Origin of the sequence: Curtobacterium sp. A7_M15 (assembly GCF_030705415.1) — a bacterium.
In the GTDB taxonomy this organism is placed as follows: Bacteria; Actinomycetota; Actinomycetes; order Actinomycetales; family Microbacteriaceae; genus Curtobacterium.
In genome coordinates this window covers 89,976-107,863 of the sequence record NZ_JAUZED010000001.1, presented here as the reverse complement: position 1 = coordinate 107,863, position 17,888 = coordinate 89,976, and the positions used below count along the sequence as shown (strand labels likewise).

18 protein-coding genes and 1 tRNA gene are annotated in these 17,888 nt (G+C 71.5%); 7 read left to right on the top strand and 12 right to left on the bottom strand.

The window, feature by feature from the left end:
• Window positions 1–28: 28 nt before the first annotated feature.
• From Q7F20_RS00525 to Q7F20_RS00515, 3 genes are read right to left on the bottom strand one after another with little or no spacing between them, the layout of a single operon-like run.
• Entirely contained in the window at window positions 29–487 is a 459-nt protein-coding gene (locus Q7F20_RS00525; RefSeq protein WP_370871590.1) for a glycosyl hydrolase family 18 protein, read from the bottom strand.
• Window positions 403–1,029, bottom strand: a complete 627-nt coding sequence (locus Q7F20_RS00520) for a hypothetical protein (protein WP_305738167.1) — start codon at window positions 1,027–1,029, stop codon at window positions 403–405. The genes Q7F20_RS00525 and Q7F20_RS00520 overlap by 85 nt, the downstream gene beginning before the upstream one ends.
• Window positions 1,030–1,077: 48 nt before the next feature.
• Window positions 1,078–1,527 (bottom strand): MarR family winged helix-turn-helix transcriptional regulator, encoded by a 450-nt coding sequence (locus tag Q7F20_RS00515; protein WP_305738161.1) that lies wholly within the window; start codon window positions 1,525–1,527, stop codon window positions 1,078–1,080.
• A 132-nt stretch (window positions 1,528–1,659) separates the two neighbouring features.
• Here Q7F20_RS00515 and Q7F20_RS00510 point away from each other — a divergent pair, with 132 nt between their 5' ends.
• The gene (locus tag Q7F20_RS00510; RefSeq protein WP_305738160.1) at window positions 1,660–2,853 is read left to right on the top strand and encodes an MFS transporter; all 1,194 of its coding nucleotides are present in this window, start codon (window positions 1,660–1,662) and stop codon (window positions 2,851–2,853) included.
• A gap of 546 nt (window positions 2,854–3,399) precedes the next feature.
• Here Q7F20_RS00510 and Q7F20_RS00505 read toward each other — a convergent pair.
• The 3 genes from Q7F20_RS00505 to Q7F20_RS00495 all read right to left on the bottom strand — a co-directional run bounded on the left by Q7F20_RS00505 (window position 3,400) and on the right by Q7F20_RS00495 (window position 6,205).
• Window positions 3,400–3,489, bottom strand: a tRNA-Ser gene (locus tag Q7F20_RS00505).
• Between the two features lie 434 nt (window positions 3,490–3,923).
• A complete protein-coding gene (locus tag Q7F20_RS00500; protein ID WP_305738159.1) occupies window positions 3,924–4,598 on the bottom strand; it encodes a GntR family transcriptional regulator in 675 nt (224 codons plus the stop codon).
• A 149-nt stretch (window positions 4,599–4,747) separates the two neighbouring features.
• Window positions 4,748–6,205 (bottom strand): MFS transporter, encoded by a 1,458-nt coding sequence (locus Q7F20_RS00495; protein WP_370871589.1) that lies wholly within the window; start codon window positions 6,203–6,205, stop codon window positions 4,748–4,750.
• A 73-nt stretch (window positions 6,206–6,278) separates the two neighbouring features.
• Here Q7F20_RS00495 and Q7F20_RS00490 point away from each other — a divergent pair, with 73 nt between their 5' ends.
• Both Q7F20_RS00490 and Q7F20_RS00485 read left to right on the top strand, forming a co-directional pair.
• Window positions 6,279–7,664: an AAA family ATPase gene (locus Q7F20_RS00490; RefSeq protein WP_305738158.1), complete on the top strand. Its 1,386-nt coding sequence runs from the start codon at window positions 6,279–6,281 to the stop codon at window positions 7,662–7,664.
• Window positions 7,657–9,672: a VWA domain-containing protein gene (locus Q7F20_RS00485; RefSeq protein WP_305738157.1), complete on the top strand. Its 2,016-nt coding sequence runs from the start codon at window positions 7,657–7,659 to the stop codon at window positions 9,670–9,672. Before Q7F20_RS00490 ends, Q7F20_RS00485 begins: the two co-directional genes overlap by 8 nt.
• A gap of 90 nt (window positions 9,673–9,762) precedes the next feature.
• Here Q7F20_RS00485 and Q7F20_RS00480 read toward each other — a convergent pair whose 3' ends face one another.
• The 3 genes from Q7F20_RS00480 to Q7F20_RS00470 are packed head-to-tail and all read right to left on the bottom strand — an operon-like array spanning window position 9,763 to window position 11,816.
• A complete protein-coding gene (locus Q7F20_RS00480) occupies window positions 9,763–10,536 on the bottom strand; it encodes an SCO1664 family protein (RefSeq protein WP_305738156.1) in 774 nt (257 codons plus the stop codon).
• Window positions 10,533–11,060, bottom strand: coding sequence for a DUF3090 domain-containing protein (locus tag Q7F20_RS00475; RefSeq protein WP_305738155.1), 528 nt, complete (start codon window positions 11,058–11,060; stop codon window positions 10,533–10,535). Before Q7F20_RS00475 ends, Q7F20_RS00480 begins: the two co-directional genes overlap by 4 nt.
• Before the next feature lie 33 nt (window positions 11,061–11,093).
• Complete coding sequence (locus tag Q7F20_RS00470; protein WP_305738154.1) at window positions 11,094–11,816, bottom strand: MSMEG_4193 family putative phosphomutase; 723 nt, start codon at window positions 11,814–11,816, stop codon at window positions 11,094–11,096.
• A 216-nt stretch (window positions 11,817–12,032) separates the two neighbouring features.
• Between Q7F20_RS00470 and Q7F20_RS00465 the strand changes: the two genes are divergently transcribed.
• Window positions 12,033–12,461 carry a BLUF domain-containing protein gene (locus tag Q7F20_RS00465; RefSeq protein ID WP_083295228.1) on the top strand — a complete coding sequence of 143 codons (429 nt, stop codon included), beginning with the start codon at window positions 12,033–12,035 and terminating at the stop codon, window positions 12,459–12,461.
• Between the two features lie 30 nt (window positions 12,462–12,491).
• Here Q7F20_RS00465 and Q7F20_RS00460 read toward each other — a convergent pair whose 3' ends face one another.
• Both Q7F20_RS00460 and Q7F20_RS00455 read right to left on the bottom strand, forming a co-directional pair.
• The gene (locus Q7F20_RS00460; RefSeq protein ID WP_305738153.1) at window positions 12,492–13,103 is read right to left on the bottom strand and encodes a ScbR family autoregulator-binding transcription factor; all 612 of its coding nucleotides are present in this window, start codon (window positions 13,101–13,103) and stop codon (window positions 12,492–12,494) included.
• 83 nt (window positions 13,104–13,186) lie between these two features.
• Window positions 13,187–14,737: an alpha-L-fucosidase gene (locus Q7F20_RS00455; RefSeq protein WP_305738152.1), complete on the bottom strand. Its 1,551-nt coding sequence runs from the start codon at window positions 14,735–14,737 to the stop codon at window positions 13,187–13,189.
• Window positions 14,738–14,857: 120 nt separating this feature from the next.
• On the opposite strand from Q7F20_RS00455, the gene Q7F20_RS00450 reads away from it, so the two are divergent.
• From Q7F20_RS00450 to Q7F20_RS00440, 3 genes are read left to right on the top strand one after another with little or no spacing between them, the layout of a single operon-like run.
• Entirely contained in the window at window positions 14,858–15,850 is a 993-nt protein-coding gene (locus tag Q7F20_RS00450) for an aldo/keto reductase (RefSeq protein ID WP_305738151.1), read from the top strand.
• On the top strand, window positions 15,847–16,857 hold the full coding sequence (locus Q7F20_RS00445) for a LacI family DNA-binding transcriptional regulator (RefSeq protein WP_305738150.1): 1,011 nt from the start codon (window positions 15,847–15,849) through the stop codon (window positions 16,855–16,857). Before Q7F20_RS00450 ends, Q7F20_RS00445 begins: the two co-directional genes overlap by 4 nt.
• Window positions 16,857–17,285, top strand: coding sequence for an RbsD/FucU domain-containing protein (locus Q7F20_RS00440; protein ID WP_305738149.1), 429 nt, complete (start codon window positions 16,857–16,859; stop codon window positions 17,283–17,285). The genes Q7F20_RS00445 and Q7F20_RS00440 overlap by 1 nt, the downstream gene beginning before the upstream one ends.
• A 36-nt stretch (window positions 17,286–17,321) precedes the next feature.
• Here Q7F20_RS00440 and Q7F20_RS00435 read toward each other — a convergent pair whose 3' ends face one another.
• Window positions 17,322–17,792 carry a BLUF domain-containing protein gene (locus tag Q7F20_RS00435; RefSeq protein ID WP_305738148.1) on the bottom strand — a complete coding sequence of 157 codons (471 nt, stop codon included), beginning with the start codon at window positions 17,790–17,792 and terminating at the stop codon, window positions 17,322–17,324.
• Window positions 17,793–17,888: the final 96 nt, after the last annotated feature.

Sequence of the window (17,888 nt, the reverse complement as noted above, 5' to 3'; positions counted from 1 at the left end):
CGCGCAGCGAGCGGCGCGCGGCGCGGGGTCAGCGCGGCAGGGCGAGCGTGTTCAGCGACCAGAGCGCGACACCGTGCAGGCCGAGGCGTTCGGCGAGCGCCAGCCGCGCCCGGTAGGAGCGCGCGTCCGACCAGTGCAGCTCTCGCCCGTCGTCCAGCGTCGCCGACCACTCCCCGGTCCGGGCCGACCACCGCGCGTCGTCGCCCGCGAGTCCCCGAGCCCGCGCCGGGCTCACCTGCGCATCACCAGAGCCGCCCCACACGTACCCGTACCCGGCGATGCCGAGGTCGATCCGGTCAGCCGGGAGGCCCGCACCCTCCGCCGCACCGACCACCCGCTCCGCCCACGGCAGGGAACCGATCGAGCCGGCACCGCTCCACGGCCCGTGCTGGTCGTACGTCATCAGGACGATGCGGTCGACGTGGTCGGCGAGCGCGCCGAGGTCGTACCCGGTCTCGCGGTAGCCCCGCTCGTCCGTCGAGGCCATGACCGCCATCGACACCTCGGCGTCCGAACCGAGGCGGTCGTGCACGGCGTCCTCGAGCGACTCGCGAACGCCACGAGCCCGGCGCGGTCGCGGCTCCGGAGCGACTCGAGGTCGATCTGCACGCCTCGCACGTGCGCAGCGGACGCGAGGTCCGCCAGGCGCTCGGCCACCCGAGACCGGTTGGAGGGGTCCGACAGCAGGGCGGTGCCGACCTCGGGTGAGAAGTCTCCGATCGACTCGGAGAAGTTGCTGACGAGCAGTTCGGGAGCAGCTCCACCGGCACGCGCGGAGCGGGCGAGGGCGGCCACGCCGCCGGGCAGTTCGTTCAGCCCGGCGCCGTCGTCCGTGACCGTGACACCGTCGATCCCGACCGTCGATGCGCGTCGGGACGCGTCCGAGACCGTCGCCGCCGCACCGTCACCCGGCTCGACGTAGGCCTCGATAGCGAGGTCGGCGTCGGCACCCTGGGTGGCGACGCAGCCACCGAGCACCAGCGCGACCACGACCGCGATGCCCGCCACGAGTCCTGTCCGCCGCACCACCCGCTCACCGTAGCGTGCGGGGCGGGGGCGAGCCGCGCCTCCTGGGCGTCAGACGGCGGCGCCCTCGAGCCGGTCGACCGCGACGGCGAGTTCTTCGAGCTCGGGGACCTCGCGCGCCTCGGCGAGCGCCTCCTCGAGCGCGGCGGCGTGCACGGGCGTGGCCTCGTCGAGGAGCCGCTGGCCGGCGTGGGTGAGCTCGGTGTAGAGCCCCCGACGGTCGTCGGCACAGAGGACGCGGGTGAGGAGGGCTCGCTCCTCCAGGCGGTTCACGAGCCGCGTCGTCGCGCTCGGGCTGAGCGCCGCCGCACGGGCGAGCTGTTGCATGCGCATGTGGAAGCCGTCCTGGCGACGGAGGGCGTCGAGGACGGTGAACTCGACCACCGACAGGTCGACCGCGCGGAGCGCCCGCTCGAGCCGCGTCTCGATCAAGCCGTGCAGGGCCGCGAGCGTGCGCCAGCCGTGGGCGCGGACGGCGACGGACGAGTCGTCGACGGACATGGGTGGCCTCCTGGTGCTTCCGGGCAGGATTGATTGCTTGCGCGGATACCCCGCGTGTGCAACTATCGTTATCCCGCGTCTGCAACAACCAGCGTACGCGGCACAGCTGCACCGCACAACGGAAGGACATCCATGCCCGCGGGACTAATCGCCCTCGCACTCGGCGGATTCGGCATCGGCCTCACCGAGTTCGTCATCACCGGACTCCTGCCCGAGGTCGCCGCCGACTACGGCGTCACCGAGACCACCGCCGGGTGGCTCGTGACCGGGTACGCCCTCGCCGTCATCGTCGGCGCGCTCGGACTCACCGCCGCGACCACCCGACTGCCCCGCAAGCCCGTCCTCATCGGGTTGCTCGTGCTGTTCGTCATCGGCAACACCCTCTCGGCCGTCGCGCCGGTGTACGGCGTGATGATGCTCGGCCGGGTGATCGCCGCACTCTGCCACGGAGCGTTCTTCGGCATCGGCTCCGTCGTCGCGTCGAACATGGTCGCGAAGGAGCGGCGGGCGTCCGCGGTCGCCCTGATGTTCACCGGGCTCACCGCGTCGAACGTCCTCGGCGTGCCGTTCGGCACCTTCCTCGGCCAGGCCCTCGGGTGGCGGGCCACCTTCTGGACCATCGCGGCGATCGGTGTCGTCGCCCTCGTCGGGGTCGCACTGCTCGTCCCCACTGTCCGCTCGGCAGACGCAGCCGTGCCCTCGCTCCGCCGGGAGCTCGGTGCGTTCCGCTCCGGTCAGGTGTGGCTCTCGCTCGGCATCACCGTGCTCGGCTACGGCGGGATGTTCGGCGCCTTCACCTACATTGCGTACACGCTGACCTCGGTGTCCGGGTTCTCGTCGGGCGCCGTGCCGTGGCTGCTCATCGTGTTCGGCGTCGGGCTGTTCGTCGGCAACTTCGCGGGCGGGAAGCTCGCGTCCCGGTCGATCGACGGGACGCTGCTCGTGGTGCTCGTGGCCCTGACCGTGGTGCTCGCGGTGTTCGCCGCGGTGGCGAGCTCGCCCGTGCTCACCGTCATCGCGCTCGTGCTCATGGGTGCGTTCGGGTTCGCCACCGTGCCGGCCCTGCAGACGCGGGTGATGCACTACGCGGACCACGCGCCGACCCTGGCGAGCGGGGCGAACATCGCGGCGTTCAACCTCGGGAACGCGCTCGGTGCCTGGATCGGCGGTCTCACGATCGCTGCGGGGCTCGGGTACACGTCGCCGATCTGGGCCGGCGCGGGGATCACGGCGGCGGCCGTGGTGCTGACGTGGGTCGCGGCGGCCGCTGCGCGCCGCAGGCGCTCGCGGGGTGCGGTGGCGACGGGGAGCGTCGCGACGGTGTGAGGGGGGGTGCCGGCGCCGGGGCGCGTGGCGGGGGCGCGGAACGCGCACCGCGCGTCGGGTGAGCAGAAATCGTCGGGTCACGTGCGCGCACTCGACGATTCCTGCTCACTGGACGCGCCCGCCAGCACCGGCTCGATGGCCGCGTGACGCACACACGGGAGGCGCGGGGCGGGCTGGCACCGTGCCTCCCGTGCCTCCCATGCGCCCGTGGACGCGCCCGCACCACTCGGGTGAGCAGGAATCGTCGGGTCGCGTGCGCGCACTCGACGATTCCTGCTCACTGGACGCGCCCGCCAGCACCGGCTCGATGGCCGCGTGACGCGCACACGGGAGGCGCGGGGCGGGCTGGCACCGTGCCTCCCGTGCGCCCGTGGACGCGCCCGCACCATTCGGGTGAGCAGGAATCGTCGGGTCGCGTGCGCGCGCTCGACGATTCCTGCTCACTGGACGCACGCCACGAGCACGCGACCACCCGACCCCGGAGCCCGGACCCGACCCCGGGAACGACGAAACCCCGGTCCGACTGGACCGGGGTTCCGTGTAGTGCGGAGACGGAGGGATTTGAACCCTCGGTCCCCTCAAAGGGGACTCCACCTTAGCAGGGTGGTGCACTCGGCCGGACTATGCGACGTCTCCAAGCACTCTCGCGAGCACTGCCACCACCATACAGGAGGTCGGGCACCGTCTCGACACCGACCCGGGGTCGAGTGGTCCGTACGGTCCCCCGAAGTGGGGACATCTGGGGGTTGTCCACCCGTACCCCGATCAATAGCATCGACGAGGCGCGGCCATCACATTCCGGGGCCACACACCCCGTCGCCGCGACACAGCACCGACGTCGCTCCTGGGCGGCGAGCCCGACGCGCGCCCGATCGCGCGAGGCTCAGACCGAGGAGTGGCCGGGGGCGCGGCCCACCACCGCGCCCCCACCCTCGGTGCGGTCCGGGGCAGTCCCCGCGGTGCGGTCCAGTCCGCTCGTCCTCTCGCGCTGAACGACACCTCACGGCCTGCGGCGCCCGTGAACTGTCGCTCAGCGCGAAACGTCGTCGACCACGCACACCGGGGACCCCTCAGGCCGCCGCCCGGAACCGCTCGGGCAGCGCGACCAGCGCATCGGCCAGCTCGACCAGTGCCACCGCGCACTCGTCGAGGGCGTCCCGCTCGCCCGCGGCACTCGCACGGTCGGCGATCTTCCGGCGTTCGCGACGTGCGACCACGGCGTCGATCCCGTTCGCCAGGGCGACGTCGTCCGTGAAGAAGGCGTCGAGCACCGCACGCTGCGACAGGAGCCAGTCGGCACTGACGGCAGCACCGCTCCGACGCAGCCACCACGACCCGACCTCGACGAACACCCCGCCCTCGGTCGCACACTCACGCAGCCAGGCGGTGTCGAACCGGTCCTCGCACCGCACCGCTCCCGCGGAGGGCTCGGTGATCATCGTCCGCGCGATCCGTATGCGCTCGATCATGTGGTCGACGGTCCAGTGCGCGACGACGACCCCGACGTACCGCTGCACCGACACGAGCCGCAGGTTCTCGAGCGGGACCAGGGCTTCGCGTACCGGCGTCCGGGACACCCGCATGTCCGCCGCGATCGTGTCGAGCCGGATCCGCTGACCACGCCGGTAGACGCCCCGCAACACGTTGTCGAGCAATCGCGCGAAGACCGCGTCCCGCAGCAGACTGCGTCGGATGCCGTGCGGGTCGTCGTCGTCGCGACCCGGTCGGTGCTGTGCTCGCTCCATGTCGCCAGGATCACGCACGGCCCACGCCGCCGGGTTCGCGAGGGGTCGGCCCGTGGACCGTGCAGGACGCTGACGTGCTGTGGAGGACTGCCATGCGAGGACGATGACAGACCCCGTCACACGCCGCTAAACACTCCGCATACGGAATACTAATTCCGCTCCTTGTCTGCCTCCTTGGTCAGGACCGACAGGGGTTGCGTGACGTCCTCCAGTCCCTTCCGGGCCGCGTCGACGCCGAAGATCAGGGCCACGACACCGCCCGCGATCATCACCGCGGACCCGAGCAGGTAGCCCCAGAACAGCGGCTCGCGGGACGACCCGTCGCCGATGAGCGCGCCGTATACGAGCGGCGCGATCGCACCGAAGATCTGCGCCAGCGCGAAGAAGTACGAGATCGCCTGCGACCGGAGCTCGAGCGGGAAGATCTCGCTCACCGTCAGGTACGCGCTCGACGCCCCCGCCGAGGCGAAGAAGAACGACACGCACCAGAACACGACCTGCACACCGGCGCTGATCGCATCGGCCTGGAACAGGAACGCCGAGGTGGCGAGCACGAGCCCGGACACCAGGTACGTCGAGAAGATCATCTGCCGACGACCCCAGGTGTCGAAGAAGCGGCCGAGGATGATCGGTCCGAGCAGGTTGCCGATCGCGAACGGGAAGAAGTAGACCGAGGTCTCGGCGGTCTTCAGCCCGAAGAAGTTCGTCAGCACCAGCGCGTACGTGAAGAAGATGGCGTTGTAGAGGAACGCCTGCGTGATCATCATCGTCGCGCCGACCAGGGTGCGCGTCGGGTACTGCCGGAACAGCACCTTCACGATCGTCCGGAACTTGACGTTGTCCGTGGGCGTGACGGTCATCACCTTGGACTCGTCGACGTCCGGCAGCCGGTGTCCCGTCGACTTCTCGACCGACTCCTCGATCCGGGTGACCGTCGCCTCGGCCTCTTCCTCGCGTCCGTGCGTCATCAGCCACCGCGGACTCTCGGGGATGTGCCGCCGCAGGAAGATGATCGCGATGCCGAGCACCGGGCCGAGGAAGAAGCCGATGCGCCAGCCGATGTTCTCGGCGAAGTTGGCGGTGTCGAGGAGGTAGATGTTCGCGAACGCGCCGAGTGCCGCGCCGCCCCAGTAGGTCCCGTTGATCGCGATGTCGACGTGCCCGCGGTACTTCGCGGGGATGAGCTCGTCGATGGCCGAGTTGATCGCCGCGTACTCGCCGCCGATGCCGAGCCCGGCGACGAACCGGAACGCAGCGAGGAACCAGAAGTCCTGCGCGAGCCCCGCGATGCCGGAGCCGATCAGGTAGATGGCCAGCGTGAGGATGAAGAGCTTCCGGCGGCCCAACCGGTCGGACATCCGGCCGAACACGATCGCGCCGACGACCTGCCCGACGAGGTAGATGGTGCCGAGAGAGGTCACCTGCTGCGTGGAGAGGTTCAGGTCGGCCTGGAACCCGGCGTTCGACACGATCTGGATCTCGAGGCCGTCGAGGACCCACGAGACCCCGAGTCCCACCACCACGCTCCAGTGGAACCGCGTCCACGGCAGTCTGTCCATCCTGGCGGGGACCAGGCTCTTGATCGCCCCGTTCGTCGTGCTGCTCACGAAGGGGGAACGTACGCCGAGATCGATCGGATGGTTCTGAGCCGGAACGACGGAACGGCGTAACGTCGAAGAGGTGACCCGACCAGACATCAGAACGGTCGGCGAGCTCCGCACCTCTGGTCACGCCCAGAAGACGGTCCGCGCCGAGATCCGCGACAACCTCCTCCAGGCCCTCCGCGAGGGCCGCGACCCGTGGCCCGGCCTGCACGGCTTCTCCACGACGGTCGTCCCGCAGCTCGAACGCGCCCTGATCGCTGGGCACGACGTCGTGCTGCTCGGCGAGCGCGGCCAGGGCAAGACCCGGCTCCTGCGCACCCTGCAGGGCCTGCTCGACGAGTGGACCCCCGTCATCACCGGTTCCGAACTCGGTGAGCACCCGTACGAACCCATCACGACGGTGAGCCGGAAGCGTGCCGACGACCTCGGCGACGCGCTGCCGATCACCTGGCGACACCGCGACGACCGCTACGTCGAGAAGCTCGCGACACCGGACACGAGCGTCGCCGACCTGATCGGCGACGTCGACCCGATGAAGGTGGCCGAGGGCCGCAGCCTCGGTGACCCGGAGACGATCCACTTCGGTCTCATCCCTCGGGGTCACCGCGGCATCGTCGCCATCAACGAGCTGCCCGACCTCGCCGAGCGCATCCAGGTCGCCATGCTCAACGTGATGGAGGAACGGGACGTCCAGATCCGCGGCTACGTCCTGCGGCTCCCGCTCGACGTACTCGTGGTCGCCAGCGCGAACCCCGAGGACTACACGAACCGCGGGCGGATCATCACGCCGCTGAAGGACCGCTTCGGCGCCGAGATCCGGACCCACTACCCGATCGAGCTCGATGACGAGATCGCGGTGATCCGCCAGGAGGCGCGGCTCACTGCCGACGTGCCGGATGCACTCATCGAGATCCTCGCGCGGTTCACGCGCGCCCTGCGCGGATCGAGTGCGGTCGACCAACGCAGCGGCGTCAGCGCCCGTTTCGCGATCGCCGGCGCCGAGACGATCTCGGCCGCCGCCGTGCACCGTGCCGCGCGGCAGGGCGAGGAGCACGCGGTCGCCCGGCCGATCGACCTCGAGACCGCGATCGACGTCCTCGGCGGGAAGATCGAGTTCGAGAACGGCGAGGAGGACCGTGCCGACGAGGTCCTGGAGCACCTGCTCCGGACCGCGACCGCCGAGACAGTCCGGGCCCGCTTCCGCGGGCTCGACTTCGCGGTCCTCGTCGAGGCGCTCGACGGCGGCACCATGGTGACCACGGGTGAGCAGGTCAGCGCACGGGCCTTCCTCGAGGGCCTGCCGTCGATCGGCGAGTCCGACCTGTACGACCAGATCTGCGAACGGCTCGGCGCGACCGACGACGGGGAGCGGGCGGGCGCCATCGAACTCGCGCTCGAGGGGCTCTACCTCGCCCGGCGGATCAGCAAGGAGTCCGGCGGGGGCGAAGCCGTCTATGGCTAGGGCGAACCGACGCCTCACCCGGGACGCACGCTACGGCAAGTACGAGGACGGCCCGGACCCGCTCGCTCCCCCGGTCGACCTGGCCGAGGCGCTCGACGCCATCGGCGAGGACGTGATGGGCGGGACCTCCCCCGAGCGTGCGATCCGGGAGTACCTGCGCCGCGGCGGACGCGACCAGCGCGGCCTCGACGACCTGGCACGCCGGGTGGCGGAGCGCCGACGCGAGCTCACGGCGCAGAACAACCTCGACGGCACCCTGCAGCAGGTGAAGCAGCTGCTCGACGAGGCAGTGCTCGCGGAGCGCGGACAACTCGCGCGGGACACCGAGCTCGACGACGGCGACCGTGCCCTCGCCGAGATGCAGCTCGACAGCCTGTCGCCGTCGCCGGCCACCGCGGTGCAGGAGCTGAGCGGCTACGACTGGACGAGCCCGACGGCACGGCAGAAGTACGAGGAGATCAAGGACCTGCTCGGCCGCGAGATGCTCGACCAGCGGTTCGCCGGCATGAAGCAGGCGCTGGAGAACGCCACCGACGACGACCGCGCCGCCGTCGCCGACATGATGCGCGACCTCAACCAGCTGCTCGAGGACCACCGCGCCGGCACCGACACGCAGGAACAGTTCGACGCGTTCATGGCCGAGCACGGGCAGTACTTCCCCTCGAACCCGAGCAACGTCGAGGAGCTCCTCGACGATCTCGCGGCTCGTGCGGCCGCGGCACAGCGGATGCGGAACTCGATGACCCAGGAGCAGCACGACGAACTCGACGCCCTCGCCCAGCAGGCGTTCGGCTCGCCGGACCTGATGGGCCAGCTGTCCCAGCTCGACGGGAACCTGCGCTCGCTCCGCCCGGGCGAGGACTGGGGCGGTTCGGAGCGGATGGAGGGCGAGCAGGGGCTCGGCCTCGGCGACGGCACCGGGGTGTTCCAGGACATCGCCGACCTCGACGCCCTGGCCGACCAGCTCGCCCAGGCCGGCCCCGGCTCGGACATCGCCGACCTCGACCTCGACGCGCTGGGCCGCCAGCTCGGCAACGACGCGGTGGTCGACGCGAGGACCCTGCAGCAGCTCGAGAAGGCCCTGCGGTCGTCGGGTGCGATGCGCCGTGGTGCCGACGGGCAGCTCCGGCTGACACCGAAGGCGATGCGTCAGCTCGGCAAGAGCCTGCTCCGGGACGTCGCCGAGCGGATGTCCGGCCGCCAGGGCGCGCGGGACCTCCGCCGTTCCGGAGCGTCCGGCGAGCCCTCCGGGGCGACCCGCCCGTGGCAGTACGGCGACACCGAACCGTGGGACGTCACGCGCTCGATCACGAACGCCCTCACCCGCCAGGCGGCCGACGGACGGACGGGTCCGGGCGTCCGCCTGGAGATCGACGACGTCGAGGTGCAGGAGACCGAGGCACGGACGCAGGCCTGCGTCGCACTGCTCGTCGACACCTCGTTCTCGATGGCGATGGAGGACCGGTGGGTGCCGATGAAGCGCACCGCCCTCGCGCTGCACACCCTCGTGTCCACGCGGTTCCGTGGTGACGACCTGCAGCTCATCGCCTTCGGCCGGGAAGCCGAGGTCATGGAGATCGAGCAGCTGGTCGGCCTCGACGCGATGTGGGACAAGGGCACCAACCTGCACCACGCGCTGCTGCTGGCGAACCGGCACTTCCGGAAGCACCCGACCGCCCAACCCGTGCTGCTGATCGTCACGGACGGCGAGCCCACCTCACACCTCGAGCCGAACGGCCAGGTGTGGTTCGGGTACCCGCCGGACCCGATCACGATCGCGCTGTCCGTCCGGGAGCTCGAGAACGCCGGCCGGCTCGGGGCGCAGACGACGTTCTTCCGGCTCGGCGACGATCCGGGGCTGGCCCGGTTCATCGACTCGATGGCGAAGCGGGTGGACGGCAAGGTGGTCGCGCCCGAGAACGACGACCTCGGGGTCGCCGTCGTCGGCTCCTACCTCGGCGCCCGACGCGGTGGCAACCAGCTCTTCCGGGACGACTGGGGGCTCTGAGCGCGACCGGGTGACGGACGGGAGGCACGGCGCGGGTCCGCACCGCGCCTCCCGTCCCGGAGCCGCACCGGACTCGAGCGCGCGGTCACCTCAGAAGAGCGGCCACGGGACGGCCGGGCCGTGGCCGGGCGGCGGCGGGAAGACCCCGACCGCCCGGAGCGCGGCGATGCGCGCGCGCAGCGTGTCGACCTCGGCCACCGTGAGGTGGTCGTCGAGCGCGGCACCGAGGTCGCCGCCGAGGGCTTCGGTGACCCGGTCCAACCCCTCGAGCTCGTCGGCGTCGAGCGGCTCGCCGATCCACCCCCACAGCACGGAGCGCAGCTTGTGCTCGACGTGGAAGGTCAGGCCGTGGTCGACGCCGAACCGGTGGCCGTCCGGCATCGCGAGGACGTGACCGCCCTTGCGGTCGGCGTTGTTCACCACGACGTCGAACACCGCCATCCGTCGCAGGGCCGTCGTGTCCTCGTGCACGAGGGTCACGGGCCGGTCCGCGTCGTCGATCGCCTCGAGCACCGGTAGCCAACGGGGTGCGCCGTCGCCGGACAGCTCGGCCTCGGCGTCCTCGGTGGGGACGAGGTCGACCGCGTCCTGTTCGGGGTCGACGACCTGCCACCGCTGCACCATGCCGCGCCCGAACGGCCCGTCCCCGATCCACGTCGGCGGGACGACGTCCCAGCCGAACGCCTCGGAGACGAGGTAGGCCGCGACCTCTCGGTCGGCGAGGGTGCCGTCCGGGAAGTCCCAGAGCGGTCGCTCCCCCTCGATCGGCTTGTAGACGACCACTTCGCCGTCGAGGTCGGCGAGGAAGGTGGCGTTCGAGGCCTCGCGGATGCGTGCCCGGATGGACAGCGATCCGTCGCTCATGCGGCCCCTGGCGGACGGCCGGCGGCCACGATCTCCCGCGTGCGCTCGACGAACGCACGCGCGGTGCCGACGGGGATCTTCACCTGGAACAACTCGGCGGGCTCGGGGATCTCGACCACGGCCTCGATCTCCTCGCCGTCCTCGCCCGTCTCGGCGACGATCTCGAGCTCGTCGTCGATCGGGTAGGCCTCGATCACGACCTGGGCGGTCGCCGGGTCGAAGCCGAGGCTCAGGGCGCCGGCACGGAACTCGGCCTCGACCGGCTGGTCGAGCGGTCCGCCGTCACGGAGTTCCGCCGGCGCGGTCGGTGGGACGCTGAACCGGTTGTCCTCGACGGTCGCGACCTCGTCCAGGAGCTCGTCGATCTTGTCCGCGAGGACGGCCGACTGCTCCTTCTCGAGCGCGACGCTCGTGACACGGCGGCCGTCGCGCGCCTGGATGTAGAAGGACCGCTCGCCCGGACGGCCGACGGTCCCGACGACGAGACGGTCCGGCCAGTCGAAGCCGTGCACGATGGTGGGCATACCCGCATTGTAGGAGCGCCGGGCGACAGCCGTTCAGGCTCCGGCGCTCGTCGGCTCGTCCGCCGGCGCGGCATGGCCCGCCCCTCCCCCGACCGCGGCGTCGCCACCGGGCGCCGGTGCGGCCGCGAGCCACGCCAGGTCGCCCGACTCGGTGTTCGAGGCGACGACCTCGGGGCGGTGCTCGCCGTAGCGCACGATGGACACCGACGCCGGTCCGACCGCGATGCGCTGGAACAGGTCGAGGTGCATCCCGAGGGCGTCGGCGAGCACGGACTTGATCACGTCGCCGTGGCTCACCGCGACCCAGACCGCTCCCGGACCGTGCGCGGCCTCGACCTCGGCGTCGATCCGGCGGACGGCCGCGACCGCGCGCGACTGCATCCCCTGCATCGACTCGCCGCCGGGGAACACGACGGCGCTCGGGTTCGCCTGGACCGTCCGCCAGAGCGGCTCCTTCGCGAGGTCCGCGAGCTTCCGGCCCTGCCAGTCGCCGTAGTCGCACTCCGTGATCGCCCGCTCGACGCGGGTCTCCGGCTCGCCCGGCTGCTGGGCGAGCAACGCGCGGGCGGTCTGTCGGCAGCGTTCGAGCGGACTCGACACCACGGCCGCGAGCGGGACCGCGGCGAGTCGTGCAGCCGTCCGGGCTGCCTGGTCACGACCGACGGCGTCGAGCGCGACCCCCGCCGTCCGTCCGGCGAGGACGCCGGTCGCGTTCGCGGTGGTGCGTCCGTGCCGGACGAGGAGGACGGTCGCCATGTGCCCGATCCTAGGCCGGTCACCGCGTTCCCCTGACTCGACCGGAGTGGAACGTTCTGATGGGACCCACGATCGTCGGCGCCTCGATCGGCCCGGTGACCGGGATCCTCGGCGCGGACCGTGGCCCGACCGCTCCGCAACCACCCCAGCGCTCGCGGGAAGTACGTGTTGCGGACACCATTTCGTGTCGTCGGCGGCCCACGCCAAGATGGAGCCGTGCTCGTCTCCATCGTCTACATGAGCCGGGCGGCCACCCCCTTCGACGACGCCGCCCTGACCGAGCTCCTGCGTGGGTCGCGGCTCCGGAACGAGGCGCTCGGTGTCTCCGGCATCCTGCTGGCGAAGGACGGCCGCTTCATGCAGCTGCTCGAGGGTCCGGCGTGGAGCGTGGACGACCGGTTCGCCGCGATCGCCCGCGACCCCCGCCACGGCGAGGTGAAGTCGCTCGTGCGCGAGGACATCGAACGCCGCCGGTTCGACGGCTGGTCGATGGCCTACCGGTCGCTCGACGACTCGGACATCGCCGCGGAAGAGGGCTTCAGCCCGTTCCTCACCGACGGCGTCGACTTCCCGCGCTCCTTCGACCGCACGAGCGCCGCGTGGCTGCTGAAGTGGTTCCGCGACCGCGAGCTCCACGACCGCTGACCGGCGCTCCGGGCCCGGTGACGGGCGGCGTCAGTCCTCCGTGCCGAACGCGTCCGCGACGACCCCCAGCAGGCGGCTGCGGTGCCGTGGGTCCGCGACGGCGGAGATCACCATCCGCCACATCGTGACGACCGCGGGGAAGAGGTCCTGCCTGCCGGTCCGCACCGCTGAGACGAGCTGGACGCCGGTGAACATCGGCACGACGGTCGCCCCGAGCTGCTCCGCCGTCAGGTCCGTCCGGAGTTCACCGGCCGCGATCGCGAGGCGGAACAGGTCACTGATCCCGCCGATCCACTGGTCGTAGAAGGCCGCGGTCGCGGCACCGAACTCGCCGCGTTCGAGTGAGAGCCGGATGCCGGCGCTGACCACGGGATCGGTCAGCAGCATGCCCGCGATCCCGCGGGAGGCCCGGACGAGCGCCTCGGCCGGCGACGCGTCGTGGTGGCTCACGACGTCGAACGTCCGCACGTTCTGCTCGTCGATGACCCCGAGCGCGAGGGACGTCTTGGTGGGGAAGTGGAAGTGCAGCGTTCCCTGCGACACACCCGCTCCGCGGGCGACGGCCGCGATCGTCGTGGCGGCGAAGCCGACACGCTCGAACTCGCGGGCGGCGGCCTCCAGGATCAGTCCGCGTCGTTCCACGCGTCCAGTGTGCAGGACTGGAGGCGCGGTGCAGGCCCGCACCGCGCTTCCAGTCCAGGGGTGGTCGCCGTCGGACCGCTCGCTCACCCGTGCAGCGAGTCGGTCCGCTCCTGCCGCGCCTCCGGGCGCAACCAGACCTTCACGACCGGACCGGAGTCGCTCGTCGTGCCCGAGGGGACGACGACCTCGAGGGCGGACGCGGTCTGCGTCCACTGCGCCTCGCCGTCGACGCCGAGCACCTCGACGCTGCGGATCGGTCGTCCGAGCAGGTTCGCGCCGCTGCCGAAGGAGCGGATGCGCGCGACGCCGTCCGCCGGGTCGGCGAGCAGGATCGCGTGGACGTACTCGCCGGTGACGTCGTGCCGAGTGGTGAAGCGGACGTCCTCGGACGTGTACGCCGGCGCGGCGCCGTCGACGAACGACCCTGCCTGCACCTGGGTCGGCCCCTCGCCGAAGACGCGCCAGGGACGGGTGCCGTAGATCGCCTCGCCGTTGACGGTCAGCCACCGGCCGATGCCCTCGAGCAGCCGCTGCTCGGGCTCGGCGATCGTGCCGTCCGGCTTCGGGCCGACGTTGAGCAGGAGGACACCGTTCTTCGCGACCACGTCGACGAGCTCCGCGACCAGGTCACGGGCGGACTTGTAGTCGTGCCCCTCGATCCAGCACCACGCCGACTTCGACACCGAGGTGTCGTTCTGCCAGACGACCGGCGGGATGTCCCCCATCGCGCCGCGCTCGATGTCGTAGACCGCGGAGCCGTCCGCGAAGGCCTGCCACTTGTAGTTGATCACGACCTCGCGACCCCACTCGGCGGCACGGTTGTAGTAGTACGCGGCGAGGGTGCGCAGCCACGGCTCGAACGCGGGCTGCTCGATCCACCAGTCGAACCAGAGGACCTGTGGCCGGTACCCGTCGATGACCTCGACGGTGCGCAGCAGCCGGTCCTCGAGGTGCCGCTCGTTCGGCGCGGTCTCCTCGCGCTGGGCGGGACCGTAGAAGTCGATGAAGCGGGGATCGAGCACGTCGGAGTCGAACCGGGCTCCCCCGTTCATGAAGAACCAGTGCTCGGCCCGGTGCGACGACGCGCCGCGCACCATGAACGCGTCGTCCACCGCCCGGAGCAGGTCCCCGAACACGTCGCGCTCGGGTCCCATCCGCGCCGCACTCCAGCAGGAGCGGTCGGTGTCGTACATCGCGAAGCCGTCGTGGTGCTCGGCCACAGGGACCACGAACTGCGCGCCGGCACGACGGAACAGCGCCGCCCACGCCTGCGGGTCGAAGTGCTCCATCCGGAACGACGGGATGAAGTCCTTGTAGCCGAACTCCGACTGGGGCCCGTAGGTGGCGACGTGGTGCTCGAACTCGGGCGTGCCCTCGCGGTACATGTCCCGCGAGTACCACTCGTTCCGGAACGCCGGAACCGAGTAGACACCCCAGTGCAGGAAGACCCCGAACTTGGCGTCCTCGTACCAGCGCGGCGGCGTGTACCGACGGAGCGACTCCCAGGTCGCGTCGTACGGGCCGGCGGCGACGACCGCGGCGACGGCGGCGAGCGCCTCGGTGTTGTCCGACACGTCGACCGGCTCGGGCAGCGCGGCCGGGTCGATCCGTGGCAGGTCGTGGGGTTCGGGCATGACTCCTCCTCGAGTCGAGCGAAACGTTTCGTCCTGGGAACGGTTCTACGGTAGCGTGCATCGCACCCGTACGGGTGAAACGTTGAGCGATGCGCGATGACGCGCAGGAAGTAGGCAACCGTGGACGTCCCGACGAGCCGCCCCCTGCGGACCGGTGCACGCATCCCGACGATCGGGCTCGGCACGTTCGGTTCGGACCGGTACTCCCCCGACGAGGTGGCGGCGGCGGTTCGCGGTGGCCTCGACGCGGGCTACCGACTGGTCGACTGCGCGTCGGTGTACGGCAACGAGCCCGAGGTCGGCCGAGCGATCGCGGCGAGCGGTGTCCCGCGCGAGGACCTCTTCGTGATGTCGAAGGTGTGGAACGACGCGCACGACCCGGCCGATGCGGTCGCGTCGGTCGAACGCTCGCTCCGTGACCTGCGGGTCGACCACCTCGACGCGGTCTTCGTGCACTGGCCGTTCCCGAACCACCACGCGCCGCACGCCTCGGTCGAGGACCGCGACCGGTCGGCCCGGCCCTACGACCACGAGGCGTACCTCGCGCTCTGGCGGGCACTCGAGGGACTCGTCGACGCTGGACTGGTGCGACACCTCGGCACGTCGAACACGACGATCTCGAAGCTGCGCCTGCTGTTCCGCGACGCCCGGGTGCTCCCCGCCCTCAACGAGATGGAACTGCACCCGACGTTCCAGCAGCCCGAGCTGTTCGACTTCTGCCGCGCGAACGACGTCCGACCCGTGGGCTACTCGCCGCTCGGTTCGCCGTCCCGCCCCGAACGCGACCGTGCGGACGGCGACCCCGTGGACGTCGACCACCCCGTGGTCCGGCGGATCGCCGAGGCCCACGGCGTGCACCCCGCCGTGGTCTGCCTCAAGTGGGCCGTCGCCCGCGGGCAGGTCCCGATCCCGTTCTCGGTCAAGCCCGAGCAGTACCGTGCGAACCTCGACGGCGCGCTGAGCGACCCGCTCACCGACGAGGAGCTGCGGGCGATGCAGGACGTCGACCGCGGCGTGCGGCTCATCAAGGGGCAGGTGTTCCTGTGGCCGGGCGCCGACAGCTGGCACGACCTGTGGGACGAGGACGGCACGATCCCAGGGAGCGCCGGGTGACGGCGACCTACAAGGACCTGCAGCGGGCCACCGGCCTCTCCCTCGCGACGATCTCGAAGTTCTACAACGGCGGCACCGTCCGCGACGAGAACGCACAGGCGATCGAACGCGCCGCGGCGACGCTCGGGTTCCGTCCGAACGGCTTCGCGCGGAGTCTGCGCTCCCGGCGGTCCGGGACGATCGGCGTCCTGCTGCCGGCGCTCGACAACGACTTCCACCTCACGGTGATCGCCGGGGTCGAGAGCGCGCTCCGGGCGCACGGCACGAGCGTGATCGTCTCGTCGAGTCCGGACGCCTCCGTGGGCGCCGTCGACCTGCTCCTCAGTCGGATGGTGGACGGCATCATCGCGGTGCCGTCTGAGCACGACGTCGAGGCCCTCGCCCGGGCGGCCGAGCGTGTGCCGGTCGTGCAGATCGACTGGCACGCGGACGCGCTCGTCTCCGACGGCGTCTTCCTCGACAACCGCGGTGCCGGAGCACTCGCCGCGCAGCACCTGCTCGACCACGGACACCGTCGCCTCGGGGTCGTCGCGGGGGACCCGGCGGTCTCCACCATGCGGGAGCGCACCGCGGGCTTCCGGGCGGTCGTCGAGCGAGCGGGCGCGGTCCTCGACCCGGACGCGGTCGTCGAGGGACCCCTCACCGTGCAGCACGGGCAGGCGGCGATGCAGCGGCTCCTCGTGCAGCCGGACCGGCCGACCGCTGTCTTCTGCGCGAACTACGAACTCACGCTCGGTGCCGTGATCGCGCTGAACGAATCCGGTCTCACCCTCGGCCGGGAGCTCTCGGTGCTCGGGTTCGACGGCCTTGAACTCGCGCAGGCAACCGTCCCGAAGCTCACCGTCATCGTGCAGCCCACGCACGAGCTCGCCGTCCGCGCCGCCGACCTGATCCACGCACGGCTGTCGGCCCCCGGAGCCGGTGCGGGACCCGTCGACGTCGTCGTCGCACCCCGTCTGGTCGCCGGTGCATCGGTCGCCCGACTCGTCACCCCCACGGAGGCATGATGCTGCGCTACACCCTCACCCACCAACCGACGTTGAGCGCACTGGCGTCGCTCGGGCACGGCTCGAAGGTGCTCGTCGCCGACGGGAACTACCCGTTCGCGACCGCGATGCGTCCCGGCGCGGCGCTCGTGCACCTCAACTTCCGGCCCGGGCTGCTGGACGTCGACGAGGTGTTGACGACCCTGCTCGACGCGGTCCCGGTCGAAGCGGCCACGGTCATGGAGCCGCCGGCGGACTCCGTCGTCGCGGCACACGAGGGCTACCGGCGCATCCTCGGGCCGGACGTGCCGCTGGGGACCCTCGACCGGTTCGCGTTCTACGACGCGGTCCGGGCGCCGGAGACCGGGTTGGTCATCGCGACGGGCGACCAGCGCTCGCACGCCAACCTGCTGCTCGAGATCGGGTTCCACGGGGCGCCGGAGCGGTAGGGCACCGCGACCCGCGGCCGCGACCCGGCCACGTCGTCAGGCGGCGTGCCTCGCCAGGGTGATCCGCGCCTCCCGGACCTCCTGCAGGTCGCGGCCACGGAACCAGCGCAGCAACCAGTCGGCCGGCGACCCCGCCACCCCGGCCGGCAGGCCGGAGCGTTCGGTGAGGAACGTGCTGAACCCCGGCTCGTCGCGGACCTCGGTGTCGGAGGGGTTGCCGAACGCCATCGCCCAGCCGTCGAAGCGTCGGGCCTCGATGCGCTCACGCGACAGCGACTTCACGTCGCGGTGCCGGGGGTCACGCTCGATGGCTGCGAAGCGGTCCTCGACGCTCCACGCCGGCCCCTCGAGGACCTGCATGAAGCGGCCGCCCTTGGCGAGCAGCAGACCGGAGACGCCGAGCGCCTCGTTGCGGAGCCGCGCCTCGCGCAGCATGGCGACCAGGTGGTCGTCGGTGAGGTCGTCGGTGGCGACGGACATGTACACGAGCGATTCGAGGGAGGTCATCGGCGTCAGTCTGGGTCGTGCCGTCGCCGGCGTGCAAGGTTCGTCCGCACACCCCCCAACCCCGGGGGGTGTGAGGTTGAGACGGCCGCGCAAATG

Excerpts from the sequence above, each read along its gene's own strand:
- Q7F20_RS00435 (WP_305738148.1), bottom strand. The coding sequence starts at position 17,792 with ATGACCTCCCTCGAATCGCTCGTGTACATGTCCGTCGCCACCGACGAC.
- Q7F20_RS00480 (WP_305738156.1), bottom strand. The coding sequence starts at position 10,536 with ATGAGCGACGGATCGCTGTCCATCCGGGCACGCATCCGCGAGGCCTCG.
- Q7F20_RS00525 (WP_370871590.1), bottom strand. The coding sequence starts at position 487 with ATGGCCTCGACGGACGAGCGGGGCTACCGCGAGACCGGGTACGACCTC.
- Q7F20_RS00455 (WP_305738152.1), bottom strand. The coding sequence starts at position 14,737 with ATGCCCGAACCCCACGACCTGCCACGGATCGACCCGGCCGCGCTGCCC.
- Q7F20_RS00475 (WP_305738155.1), bottom strand. The coding sequence starts at position 11,060 with ATGCCCACCATCGTGCACGGCTTCGACTGGCCGGACCGTCTCGTCGTC.
- Q7F20_RS00510 (WP_305738160.1), top strand. The coding sequence starts at position 1,660 with ATGCCCGCGGGACTAATCGCCCTCGCACTCGGCGGATTCGGCATCGGC.
- Q7F20_RS00500 (WP_305738159.1), bottom strand. The coding sequence starts at position 4,598 with ATGGAGCGAGCACAGCACCGACCGGGTCGCGACGACGACGACCCGCAC.
- Q7F20_RS00440 (WP_305738149.1), top strand. The coding sequence starts at position 16,857 with ATGCTGCGCTACACCCTCACCCACCAACCGACGTTGAGCGCACTGGCG.
- Q7F20_RS00515 (WP_305738161.1), bottom strand. The coding sequence starts at position 1,527 with ATGTCCGTCGACGACTCGTCCGTCGCCGTCCGCGCCCACGGCTGGCGC.
- Q7F20_RS00470 (WP_305738154.1), bottom strand. The coding sequence starts at position 11,816 with ATGGCGACCGTCCTCCTCGTCCGGCACGGACGCACCACCGCGAACGCG.
- Q7F20_RS00485 (WP_305738157.1), top strand. The coding sequence starts at position 7,657 with ATGGCTAGGGCGAACCGACGCCTCACCCGGGACGCACGCTACGGCAAG.